Genomic DNA, 12,538 nt, shown 5'->3' with positions numbered 1-12,538 from the left:
AGGTCGGTACCAGCCGGTGTGGTGATGTGAGCCATCTTATGACCTCTCCAGATTGCCTGCAGCTTCTCGCCGTCTGCGTAAACTGCTTCATAATCTGCCAGTGCGCCGCCTCTTGTGAAGTTATCGATGCTTCTTAAGCAGATGGAAACCTCGCGAAGTTTCTTCTGGTTGATGAGCTCTTTCAGGTGGTTATTGTAGATAGCTGCACCGGATGCGGTGGTCATGCCGACAAATACATCGCAGGCATCCATGCCAAGCTCTAGTGACTTCGGGAAAATGGTTGCTTTGTCTTTTCCACGAATCGGCATCATGTATACGCCGTACTCAGCGCCGCAGTTTAAAGCGGCTGCTGCCATCGCCTGGGTCATTCTCTCGTCGGTTTGAGGGTCAACGACAATCAAAACTTCCTCGCCCGGTTTAACAGCCATCAGGTTGCCAAGAAGATACTGTGCACGTTCCATACATTCGATAATTCTGTTATCACTCATAGTTTTAATCTCCTTTTCTTGTTTTGTCTGGTTTCCTTAAATTTTTGCACCTTTGCAAGTGGGAATTATTTCTGTTTTTTTCCTTTTTATCCGGAAAACGTGGACTTTTCAGAACCGGGTGTTCCATATTCCATCTTTGATTCACGTTCTGCACAAATTTGTCGTTTCCCCGCTTTCCGGGTTCCATACATAACTACTGCCCAGATATATTTCACATTTCATACGAATCCGGGATGTCTCTTTCTAAAACTCAAGCTGCCTTTTTGGCTTCTCCCTGATTGAAAATCTCGTGATCCAGTTCGCCCTCCATCTGAGAAATGCAGACAGATGCTACCAGGTCACCTACAGAGTTAGTAGATGTGTGAATCTGGTCGATGATACGATAGATTCCAGCTACCAGTGCGTATGCATCCAGCGGAAGTCCCATCTGCGTCATCAGGGTTAAGCTGATAACCAGACCAATCTGCGGAGTTGCTGCACAGCCAACGCTTAAGAAGGTTGCCTGTACAACCAGCATAATCTGCTGCTGAATACTTAACTCTACGCCGTACAGCTGTGCGGCAAAGAGAACAACGATACCAAAGTATGCACACGTTCCGTTCATCTGAGCGGTACATCCAAGTGGAAGTACGAAACTCGCAATATCTCTCGGAACGCCCATCTTCTTCGGTGCTACTTCCATTGATACCGGAAGAGCTGCTGAAGAAGTACAGGTACTAAATGCGATCATCCAAGGTTCAAACGCTTTGCGCCAGAACTTCATCGGATTTACCTTTCCAATCACGATAAGGAAAATGCTGTATCCAACAGTACTCATGATAATGCAGGCAAGATAATCAGTTAAGATGAATTTCAGAACCGGTCCGAAGATGGCAACGCCATATTTTGCAAGTGCTACAGTCATCAAACTGAATACGCCGTAAGGGATGATTCCAAGAATCATGTCGATAACCTTAAACATCGTCCGTGAACAAAGGCTGATGATGTCACATAACTGCTGTGCTTCCTTGCCAATGCTGATGATGGCAAATCCAAGAAACAGGGAAAAGACGATAATCTGCATCATCTCGCCGCTTGTCAGTGCCTGAAATGGGTTGGACGGAATTAAGTCGAGCAGTGTCTGGTAGATACCCGGAAGTTCTTTCACCTCCATTGCTGTCTCTGCCGTTCCCAGCTGCAAGCCACGTCCCGGTTTGATGATATTGGCAAGTATCAGACCGATGGTTGCTGAAATACCGCCAGTTGCTAAAAACCAGATGATGGTTTTAACGCCGATGCTTCGAAGTTTCTTGATATCGCCCAGCGAAAGTGCCGCGTCGATGATACAGAAGAACACCAGCGGGACGACAATCATCTTGATCAACTTGATAAACAAATCTCCGATGAACTGGAAGAACGGAAGGACATATCCGTTAATGATCTCATTCTCCACGCCGCCCATAAAATTTAAGACGTAACCAAACGCGATACCTGCAAACAATGCAATGAATATTTTCACGTACAACGGAGTTTCTTTTTTCTCCGCCCCATTTTTAGTTTTCTCCACCATGTGATACCCCCTTATGTAATGGTTTTTTATTTCTCGTGTTCCTCATGAGGTTTGACTACATAGTATCAAAAAGCCAGATTATTATAAACAAATATATCGAATTGCGAATAAGTTATAATAATTCAGTGATACAGAGTTAGTTCTGACTTACTTTTTAGGTATTGTCTCCATAATAAAAACAATTTTATTTTTGCAAATCAATTCCGTACTGTTTTCTGTAAAATACTAAAAGCGGGTAAAAGTTTTTTCGCTTTTACCCGCTTCTTGCTTGAACCTTCTTCTTAAAGGTTTCTATTTTATTTCGTCTGCATCATCTGATTTTTTAGAAATGGCATTACATATGAACCAGCTTAGCTTTTACTGGTTATCCGAAACATAAACCGCTGCTTCTGTTCCTGCAGTCGAACCAAACACAACCGCCTCGGTCAGCTCATTGCCGGAGAGCACACCTTCACCGTCTACTGCCGCTGACAGGATCGGACCTGCTGCATAAAGACCATTGATCAGCTCGCCGCTATCTTTGTTTAGCTGTTCCGCATTGTTGCTGACAACCAAGGCAGCTGCCTTTCCATCTGCCTCATATACCTGAGATTCCTCAAAAACCGGAATCAGGGAGACATCGGTCGCTACCAGTGCCAGGCAGTCAATCTCCTGATCCTTGCCGTCCACCGTCACAGTGATGCGGTCAAGCGCACCTTCTTCATCGTAAGCGACGCTCTTTAATTCTGCCTTATATTCAACCGGAATCTTCAGCTCTTCGACTTTTTTAAGCAGCGCTTCCTGTGCAAGCTCGTTCAGATTTCCCTCTTTTGCCGGGAAACTGCGGGCCACCGAGGAACCTGCCTCCTGTGCCAGATCGCCATACTCCATTCCCAGTGTGTCGGCAAGCCAGTCTTTCGCCTCTTCGCTGTTCTCCGATACATATGCCGCCATATCCGAATTGTTCGTATTATTTCCTGCCGTCATAATATCGGACAGATAAATCTCAAAATCATCCGTAAGATTCGCCTGGAACTGCTCATCCGTATCGGCTGCATTGACATACGGTGCCATCTCCGTCATATCTGCCGCCAGCTCTTCGCCCGGTGCCAGAATCAGGATCTTCGACGGATCCATGCCCTCGGCTGCCGCCTGAACCGCCGCGATCAGTCCGGCGCTGTCTCCACCTGCGATGACAAGCTGTGCATCCGATGCTTCTGCCTCTCCGGTCGCTTCGGTTGCTTCCTCGCTTGCCGCTGCACTCTCTGTTGTATCTGCCTTACTGCCGCATCCCGCCAGTGCCGCTGTTCCCAGAACCGCTGCCGCCGTCAGAATCCCTGCCTTTTTAACTGTATGGAATGATTTTTTCATAATCGTTCTCTCCTTTCCCTCTCGCCGGAGTTCCTGCAGCTGTCTTCAAACATGCACAGTACCTCTCGGTTGTGGATTTCAGTCTAACATAGAACCTGCGGCGAATCAATTAAGGTTTCTTTAATTCTTACGGCGGAAAAAACGAAATTTTCTGTTACTTACACAAATCCGCAATCACCTGTGCAAAAATCTTCGCGCTTGCCACCAGATCACTCACATAGGCAAATTCATCCGCCCCATGCATACGGTTGTCCACGCCCGGCATCGACGCGCCAAATGCAACGCCGTTTTTCAGGTCATGCACATATGTGCCGCCGCCGGTGTAGTTGCACTCGCCCTTGTTGCCGGTATAAAGCTCATAAGCATTCAGAAGTGTTCTGACAAACTCGGAATTGCCATCTACAAAATGCGGCTCTCGCAGCTGCGGGGACTCCAACTTCATGCCGTGGGACGCAAGTTTTGCCTCCACCGGTTTCAACAGGTTGTCATCATTGCCGCCGATCGGGAAACGTCCGTCAAAGTACGCTTCCATCCGTGTCTCCGTCATCGTAAGCATCGTGAATGCCAGAGACAGCGCTCCGGATCCTTCTGCCTGCATCGCCACGCCAAGCGCCTTTCCCTCGGTATCATTCCACGGGAAGCACTCAGTCAGGCTGTGAATCAGCTTCGTCTGTCCGCAGGATGCAAATGGCAGGCGATCCAGAAGCAGAAGCAGGGATGCCAGCGCATTTTTGCCTTCCTCTGGTGTCGAGGCGTGTGCGCCCTCACCGACTGCGGTGATCACGATCACATCTTCCTCTGCCTGAAGCTCAAACTGTACGCCAGTCTCCTTCGTCACGCCCTCTGCCATCGGACGTACCTCTTCCTCGGTCAGTCCTGTAATTGTCGCATGCGCCTTGCCCGGAACAACATTGATCTTGATGCCAGCCTCGATGGACAGGATCCGCGCATTCTCCGTCGATACCTCAAAAGAAGCTGTCACATGCCCCGGGAAACGTCCTTTTTCGATATTGATAACCGGGAACGAAGCATCCGGGGAAAATGTCATCGGCGCTTCCTTCTCCACTTTATAATAATGTTCAATATCGCTGCTGCCGCACTCCTCATCCGTTCCCAGAATCAGGCGGACATTTTTTGTCACCGGGATTCCCAGTTCTTTGACCGCACGCATCGCATACAGAGCTGCTACCGCCGGTCCCTTGTCATCCGCCGTGCCGCGTCCGTACAACTTTCCGTCTTTTACAATCGGTTCAAACGGCTGTGTCACAGTCCAGCCCTCGCCTGCCGGGACAACATCCAGGTGTGCCAGAATATCTAGCTGGTGCTCACCGTCGTTTAAATCGGCGGTTCCTACATAATTATCGTAATTGTTGATGGAAAATCCATACTCTTCCGCCATTTTGAGTGCCTGTGCCAGTGCGCGGCTCGGACCTTCGCCGAACGGATCGCCCTCCTGGTATGCCGAACGCTCGCTGTTGATGCTGCACAGCGCGCATATGTCATCTAACATCTCCTGCTTGTGCGCCTCGATATACTGCTCGATTTTCTTTTTATACATAAATCTTCCGCCTCGTTCTTTTCCTTTGGTTATTATTTGGACAGAATTCCAGCCAGTACCTGGTTCACTACCTTTCCGTCTGCCTTGCCCTTTACCTTCGGCATCAGGGTTTTCATGATTTTTCCCTTGTCAGACGGTGCCGGATTTTCAATGCCAAGCTCTGCCAGAACACTTTTGATCACCTCTGCGATCTGCTCTTCGGTCAGATCCTCCGGTGCAAATTCCTGATAAACTGCCAGACGTGCCTGTGCCTCCTCGCGGATATCCGCACGATCTGCCGGAGCCAGTTCCAGAGTCTCCTTCGTCTGCTTGATCTCTTTCTTTACAACTGCGTCCGCCTCTTCCTCAGTCAGCGGAGAACGCTTGTCGATCTCCGCATTTTTCAGTGCGGATAACAGCATGGATAAGGAATCTTTTCTTGCTTTGTCCTTTGCTTTCATGGCTTCTACCATGGCTGCACGTACTACATCTACTCTGCTCATATGAAATGTCTCCTTTTCTTTTTTTATGGTCTCGCCATGCCCAGATGGGACGATGGGGACTCTCTCTTGTTTCACCATGCCCAGGGGTGCAATAGGGACTCTCTCTTGTTTTACCATGCCCAGGGGTGCAAAACCTGCGGTTTCACACCTCTGTCCGGCTGCGCCGTATAGCAGAAATCCCCCTTTCAGCGCCTGAAAAATAAATTTTCCATTCGCTGAAACGGTGCTTTCCGCTGCATGGCTTTAGTTACGCCCAAACTCGCTTAACTTAAGCTTCGGATTCCGCTCTTCCACCATTCCCACACTCCAGCTGTTGACAAACAGAAGCAGTGGATTGTCTTTGAGGTCTTTGATCCGCTTCATATCCGAAGTTCCCTGGATCTTAGCTACGTCGATCTCGTCAGCGTTTTCTACCCAGCGGATGTACTCGTATGGAAGTTTTTCCAGCTTGACTTCTACATTGTACTCATTTTCCAGACGGTAGGTCAGTACCTCGAACTGGAGGACGCCGACTACGCCGACGATGATCTCTTCCATACCTGTGTTGAACTCCTGGAAGATCTGGATCGCACCTTCCTGGGCGATCTGGCTGATGCCCTTGATGAACTGCTTGCGCTTCATCGTGTCCATCTGGCGCACGCGTGCAAAATGTTCCGGTGCGAACGTAGGAATGCCTTCAAATTCTACCTTTTCACCTGTACAAAGTGTATCACCGATCGAGAAAATACCCGGATCGAATACACCGATGATATCGCCCGCATATGCCTCCTCGACGATCTTTCGATCCTGCGCCATCATCTGCTGTGGCTGGGAGAGACGGATCTTGCGTCCGCCCTGCACATGCGTTACTTCCATGCCTGCCTCAAATTTGCCGGAACAGATACGCATAAATGCGATACGGTCGCGGTGCGCCTTGTTCATATTTGCCTGAATCTTGAAGACAAACGCGCTGAAATTCGGAGAGAACGGATCCACCATGCCGGTTGTCGTATTTCTCGGCAGCGGCGAGGTTGTCATTTTCAGGAAATGCTCCAGGAATGTCTCTACACCAAAGTTTGTCAGCGCCGAACCAAAGAATACCGGGGATAAATTTCCGCGGCTGACACGCTCCATATCCAGCTCATCGCATGCGCCGTCCAGAAGCTCGATATCATCCATCAGCTGCCGATGGTAGTCTGGACCGATGATGGAGTTAACCTCATCGCCCTCTAACGAGAACTCCTGAGATGCGACCTCCTTCTGTCCGCCCATTGCTGCTGTGAAGGTTGTGATCTTCTTTGTGGCACGGTCATACACGCCCTTAAAATTCTTACCGCAGCCGATCGGCCAGTTGACCGGGCAGGTACGGATGCCGAGCACGCTCTCGATCTCATCCATCAACTCAAACGGATCGCGCGCCTCGCGGTCCATCTTGTTGATAAAGGTAAAAATCGGGATGTGGCGCATAACGCAAACCTTGAAAAGCTTGATCGTCTGCGCCTCGACACCCTTAGAACCATCGATGACCATGACCGCCGAATCGGCTGCCATCAGAGTACGGTAGGTATCCTCCGAGAAATCCTGATGTCCCGGTGTATCCAGGATATTGATGCAAAATCCCTCATAATTAAACTGTAATACGGAAGAGGTAACCGAAATACCTCTCTCCTTCTCTATCTCCATCCAGTCAGAAACCGCGTGCTTGGCCGCTTTTCTTCCCTTGACCGTACCAGCCAGGTTGATCGCGCCTCCGTAGAGAAGAAACTTCTCCGTCAGGGTTGTCTTACCAGCATCCGGGTGGGAAATAATGGCGAATGTACGCCGTTTTTTGATCTGCTCCGCTATATTTTCCAAAAAAATCTTCCTCCAAACTTACTACCATTCTTTAACTTTGTCTAAACGTATTTATTCTATATTATTTTAAACGAATACGCAAGTCCAAGTTACGGTTCACTCACGCGCGATCGGTAACAGATCTTAAAAACATTTTTCATCTTCTTCTTGATCCTTTTCTTTAAAAAACATATAATCATACTATTAACGTGGATATATAATAAATAGTAACAGTTGAACATATGAAACCGTTGCGATAACTATACAATCAACTTTTTATAAGAGATGTTGATTATTGTAGAGATGCAGGAGATATAAAGGAGTTATTTTATGATTCTAGCTATCGACGTTGGAAACACCAACATTATTATCGGCGTGATCGACGCAAAAAAAACGTATTTTGTAGAACGCATCACGACCACCATCGGAAAACCGAATCTGGAATATGCCGTGGCGCTGAAAAGTATTCTTGAAATTTACCATATTGCCCCAGATCAGCTTGATGGTGCGATCGTCTCCTCGGTCGTTCCGCCGCTTAACCGGACGATTCTTGCCGCCATCCGTAAAATAACGGGACTAAACGCAATGCTGGTCGGTTCCGGCATGAAAACCGGCTTAAACATCCTGATGGACAACCCGAAATCCGTCGGCAGTGATATGATCGTAAACGCAGTCGGTGCCCTTGCAGAGCATGAACCGCCAATCATCATCATCGAAATGGGAACCGCTACGACCATGTCTGTCATCGACAAAAACGGACGCTATGTCGGCGGCGCGATCCTGCCGGGACTTCGCGTTTCCCTCGACAGCATGAGCGCCAGCACTGCCCAGCTGCCGCGCATCAGCCTCGATACGCCGCGCCGTGTCATTGGCAAAAATACCATAGACTGCATGAGAAGCGGCGTCATATTTGGCAATGCCGCGATGATCGACGGTATGCTGGATCGCATCGAGGAAGAACTCGGAGAGAAAACTTCCATCATCGCCACCGGCGGCATCTCCAAGATTGTCCTGCCGCTCTGTTCGCATACGATCACGTATGATGGGGCGCTGTTAATGAAGGGATTACTACATTTATATGAAAAAAACAGGAGAACCGAATAATCAAAAAGGCTGTCTCTCGGCAGATGCATCTATATGATACATTCTGATGGGAGACAGCCTTTTCACCACAGTTTATTATGCTGACATCTATTCATTACCGGTCACGGTCACAGCAGCATTTATTTTACAACCTTCAGCTTCATATTCTCTTTCTCAATCCGATCCAGCTTCTCGCCGTCCAGACGGAGTGCAAATCCAAACGGATTTACCACGATTCCATTCACGTAATCCAGATATTTTTTCAGATCGCGGAAGCGGACTTCCATTGCTCCAAACTGATGTTTACGGTCAAATTTGCCAAATTCTACTAAATCCGTAAATGCCGGGTAATAGCGTACACCCTTTCCGGTGGTCAGAACCGGTACTGCCGTCGTCTTCTGCGGGTCAGCAACCGGAACCAGCAGACGCGCACCGTAAAGCTCTTTGCACATCAGATCCTGCATCTGTGGGAATGCCTGGTGCTGTACCAGTGCCTGATAGAACTGATTTGCAGAACGGACCAGGGACGGGTTCATCACGATCTCGGATGTATCCTTTGGTTTCTCGATGATGCTGAACAGCGACATGGACATATGATTTTCCTGTCCCTTGTCGATCACAACTGCCTCAAAACCGCTGCGGTAGAGGTCGTTGAAAAAGGAAATACGCTGTAATGGGCGGATCTCCAGTACCTTCGTCTCTACACCGACCATCTCCAGCCCTTTCACGAACTCATCTGCATACTCGCGGCTGGTGTAAAGGAAAGCAGCCGCCTTGCCGTTCTCTGCACCCAGGAAGAAGTTTTTCGTCGCATGGACAGTCACAACAAACAGTCCCGGCTCTCTCTGAAGCAGCTCCAGAACCTCTCCCATCACTTTTTTATCTGCTTTATCCTGATGTTCTTTCATCAGCTTACGTAATTTCTCCATTTGAATTCCTCCGGCTCTTTTTAATGTACTCTCGGAATCTTTCTGTGCTTGATTTTGTGAGATGATTTTTTGTCAGCTGTGCCCAAATTTCTGAGGCGTACGCGGTGCGTACGTTGATGAAATTCGGGTACGGCTGGCGGAAAATCAGCCACAAAAGCGAGTGCAGAAAAGACTCCGAGAGTACATTTTATCATGCGCGAGGCTCAATCCGCCTGCGCCTGTCTTTTCTACTCTGTCTGCTGTCCATGACTGCCTGAGTGTCGCATCGCCAAGCTGCCTTTATCACTATATCAGATGGAATACTCCGCTCAACCCCAGTTCAGATAACAGTCATCTGCTTGATTTTCAGATTCTTTTTGCAGACTATATCTCCTATATTTTAACACAGAGCCGCCAAACAATCAATCAGAAGAATCTCACACAATCCCTATAACACAATCCCTATCAACATTCAGCTCAAATAATGCTTCATGCTTTTTAACGCACTCTTCTCCAGCCGTGACACCTGCGCCTGCGAAATATGGATTTCTTCGGCAACCTCTGTCTGGGTCTTTCCCTCAAAAAAGCGCATATCAATAATGCGGCGTTCCCGGTCCGGCAGGCGCTGCATCGCCTCCCCCAGCGACAGATCCTCGACCCAATGTTCCTCTGAATTTTTCTTGTCACTGAGCTGATCCATCACGTAGAGCGGATCGCCGCCGTCCGTATAGACCGGTTCGTACAGGCTGACCGGGCTCTGGATAGCATCGAGCGCATACGCAATCTCCTCTTTGCTGACTCCCAATTCTTTGGCAATCTCGCAGAGTGTCGGCTCCTTTGACTGCTTTTTCAGCAGATTTTCACGGGTATAGATCGCTTTGTATGCCGTATCGCGGAGCGACCGGCTGACCCGGATTGAATTGTTATCCCTCAAATACCGTTTCACCTCCCCCAGGATCATCGGAACCGCATACGTCGAAAAACGGACATTCTGGGTAATATCAAAATTATCAATCGCCTTGATGAGGCCGATACAGCCAATCTGGAACAGATCGTCCACATTTTCCCGGCTACCCGAAAAGCGCTGTATTACACTGAGCACCAGCCGCAGATTCCCCTTGATATACTGTTCTCTTGCCTCCCGATCGCCCTTTAGAATCCGGCGAAACAGTTCTTCTTTCTCCTCATTACTTAAAAGAGGCAGCTTGGATGTATTGACCCCGCAGATTTCCACTTTATAGACCGGCATTTCCATTCCCTCCGTATGATGGACGATCAACGCAAACGGTTGAATCGTTTTGATTTTTGTTTTGTCACCTATACATTAGAATGGACAATTCAAAGCTCATTTATACCCGGACAAATGTGAACCGTTTTCACTCATTCCAATTTCTTGCCTTTTCTGCCGTTCCATAGTAAAATATATTTTCAGGGATTTTACGATCAATCTTATTTATAGAAAATAGAATTCAACCACAAGGAGATCCATTCATGAACACACAAAAAAAAGCCCGTTCCCTCTACTGGGATATCGTAAAGGGATGGGGCATTATTGCGATCGTGCTGGGGCATACCGGATATTTCGCCGGTGCGTTCGTCTATCTGTTCCACCTGGCGCTGTTCTTCTTTATCACGGGCTATTTTTATAATGAAACGAAATACGGGGATACGCCGTTTCTCTACTTCGGCTCCCGTCTCGCCGGTGCATGGCCCAGGTATATGTTCTACACGCTGTTTTTTGTCCTGCTCCACAACTTTTTTGTGACGCACGGGCTCTATGCGGGACAGGAACTTTACAACCATACCAGGATGCTTACGGCATGGATGAGCAGTCTTTCCTTCAACTCCCCGGAACAGGTTCAGGGTGCCCTCTGGTTTCTGCCGGTCTGGCTGGTGTCCTCCGGACTCTTTGCCGGATGCGTCTGGTTTGGACGCGCAGCTGCCCGCTTCACCCGGAAAGATAATGTCAAGCTTCCTGTATGTGCATTTGCATGCATCCTGATTGGCCTTGCCGGTGTCTTCTTAAATATGAGAAGCTGCCCGCTCCCTTACAATCTGCAGGCGGCGCTGCTCGTTGTTCCGGTCTATCTCATCGCCTGGCTGATGCAGCAGTTTTTCTCCAATTTCCGCCACTATACGGTCTGGTACGGCTGCCTGATAAGCGCCCTGCTTCTGCACCTGACGAACACAAAGCTTCACATTTTCATCGATCTGGCAAGCATGCACATTCCGGGCGTCTTATTTTATCCGATCTCCATCATTGGAATTTACTTCGTCCTTTCGCTCTCCGACCTGTCCGAGCGCATCAGACCGCTGGCAAAGGTCCTTGCCTTTTTAGGACGCCATTCCTTTGACATTATGGCGATTCATTTCACGCTGTTCAAGCTGATCGATTTTGCCTATGCCCGCTTCATTTTGAAGGAAATACCGGAAACGCTTTCCAACTTTCCGGTCTCCTTCCGCTATGAAATGGGTCCGTTTTACATCCTGATCGGTCTGTTTCTTCCAGCACTTATCGGCTGGTGTATAGACCGCATTGCTGCGAAATTTCTTTCTTGAGGCGTTTCATAATCTTCTTTTCCAGCCTCGATATGTATGACTGCGAGATACCCAGAAGGTCGGCAACCTCCTTCTGGGTCATTTCATCTTCCTGCTCTCTCCCCAGACCAAAGCGCAGCTTCACGATTTTCTGTTCCCGCGGATTCAGGCGGTCGATCGCCGCATTCAACAGTTTCCGCTCTGTCTCATCCTCCAGATCCCGGTAAATAATATCCTCATCCGTTCCCAAAATATCCGACAGAAGCAATTCATTTCCATCCCAGTCCACATTCAACGGCTCATCGATCGAAACCTCGAGCTTCGTCTTATTATTTCTCCGGAGATACATCAGAATCTCATTTTCAATACAACGGGATGCATAGGTCGCCAGCTTAATATTTTTATCTACGTCAAACGTGTTGATCGCCTTGATAAGACCGATCGTCCCGATCGAAATCAGATCTTCCACGCCCACGCTGGTGTTGTCAAACTTTCTTGCTATGTAGACCACCAGGCGCAGGTTGTGTTCGATCAGCGCCGAACGCGCCTCTTTATCCTCACTGGTTCCAAATTTTCTTAAAACCTCCGCCTCCCGCACACTGTCAAACGGTGCCGGAAGGATATCGGTTCCCCCGATATAATGAACTTCCCCGTCCCGGTGCATCAGAAATGACCGGAACGACGGCATCATTTTTAAACGAAACTGACCTGGAACTGAAACTTTTATAAACATACGCTTTCCCCCTTATGTTGTTCGCTATGGTTCAGAC

General features: G+C 48.5%; 10 protein-coding genes and 1 pseudogene. 2 read left to right on the top strand and 9 right to left on the bottom strand.

The genetic code is table 11. From position 1 onward, the window contains the following. From DW720_RS06840 to DW720_RS06815, 6 genes and pseudogenes are all read right to left on the bottom strand, one after another. A pseudogene (locus DW720_RS06840) lies at nucleotides 1-488 on the bottom strand (leucyl aminopeptidase); the annotation flags it as partial. A gap of 250 nt (nucleotides 489-738) precedes the next feature. After that, nucleotides 739-2,037 carry a dicarboxylate/amino acid:cation symporter gene (locus DW720_RS06835; RefSeq protein WP_118742497.1) on the bottom strand — a complete coding sequence of 433 codons (1,299 nt, stop codon included), beginning with the start codon at nucleotides 2,035-2,037 and terminating at the stop codon, nucleotides 739-741. A 357-nt stretch (nucleotides 2,038-2,394) separates the two neighbouring features. Continuing rightward, nucleotides 2,395-3,387 carry an FAD-binding protein gene (locus tag DW720_RS06830; protein ID WP_118472906.1) on the bottom strand — a complete coding sequence of 331 codons (993 nt, stop codon included), beginning with the start codon at nucleotides 3,385-3,387 and terminating at the stop codon, nucleotides 2,395-2,397. A 154-nt stretch (nucleotides 3,388-3,541) separates the two neighbouring features. Next, complete coding sequence (pepV, locus tag DW720_RS06825; RefSeq protein ID WP_117795236.1) at nucleotides 3,542-4,945, bottom strand: dipeptidase PepV; 1,404 nt, start codon at nucleotides 4,943-4,945, stop codon at nucleotides 3,542-3,544. Nucleotides 4,946-4,977: 32 nt separating this feature from the next. Then, nucleotides 4,978-5,427: a GatB/YqeY domain-containing protein gene (locus tag DW720_RS06820; protein WP_022360228.1), complete on the bottom strand. Its 450-nt coding sequence runs from the start codon at nucleotides 5,425-5,427 to the stop codon at nucleotides 4,978-4,980. Nucleotides 5,428-5,670: 243 nt separating this feature from the next. Beyond that, entirely contained in the window at nucleotides 5,671-7,260 is a 1,590-nt protein-coding gene (locus DW720_RS06815; RefSeq protein WP_106999734.1) for a peptide chain release factor 3, read from the bottom strand. 309 nt (nucleotides 7,261-7,569) lie between these two features. Here DW720_RS06815 and DW720_RS06810 point away from each other — a divergent pair, with 309 nt between their 5' ends. Beyond that, a complete protein-coding gene (locus DW720_RS06810) occupies nucleotides 7,570-8,343 on the top strand; it encodes a type III pantothenate kinase (RefSeq protein ID WP_106999733.1) in 774 nt (257 codons plus the stop codon). 119 nt (nucleotides 8,344-8,462) lie between these two features. Here DW720_RS06810 and DW720_RS06805 read toward each other — a convergent pair whose 3' ends face one another. Together DW720_RS06805 and sigG are read right to left on the bottom strand one after the other, a co-directional pair. Continuing rightward, entirely contained in the window at nucleotides 8,463-9,251 is a 789-nt protein-coding gene (locus DW720_RS06805) for an SseB family protein (RefSeq protein ID WP_106999732.1), read from the bottom strand. A gap of 451 nt (nucleotides 9,252-9,702) precedes the next feature. Further along, nucleotides 9,703-10,479, bottom strand: a complete 777-nt coding sequence (sigG, locus tag DW720_RS06795; protein WP_106999731.1) for an RNA polymerase sporulation sigma factor SigG — start codon at nucleotides 10,477-10,479, stop codon at nucleotides 9,703-9,705. A 242-nt stretch (nucleotides 10,480-10,721) separates the two neighbouring features. On the opposite strand from sigG, the gene DW720_RS06790 reads away from it, so the two are divergent. Next, on the top strand, nucleotides 10,722-11,789 hold the full coding sequence (locus DW720_RS06790) for an acyltransferase family protein (protein WP_118695708.1): 1,068 nt from the start codon (nucleotides 10,722-10,724) through the stop codon (nucleotides 11,787-11,789). Here the strand turns inward: DW720_RS06790 and sigE are convergent. Next, on the bottom strand, nucleotides 11,743-12,501 hold the full coding sequence (gene sigE / locus DW720_RS06785; RefSeq protein WP_106999729.1) for an RNA polymerase sporulation sigma factor SigE: 759 nt from the start codon (nucleotides 12,499-12,501) through the stop codon (nucleotides 11,743-11,745). The two genes, DW720_RS06790 and sigE, sit on opposite strands and share 47 nt — an antisense overlap. Between the last annotated feature and the right edge of the window lie 37 nt (nucleotides 12,502-12,538).

The sequence above is a fragment of the Clostridium sp. AM27-28 genome, assembly GCF_003480955.1.
GTDB classification, from domain to species: domain Bacteria; phylum Bacillota; class Clostridia; order Lachnospirales; family Lachnospiraceae; genus Otoolea; species Otoolea fessa.
This window is presented reverse-complemented; position numbering and strand designations above follow the sequence as displayed.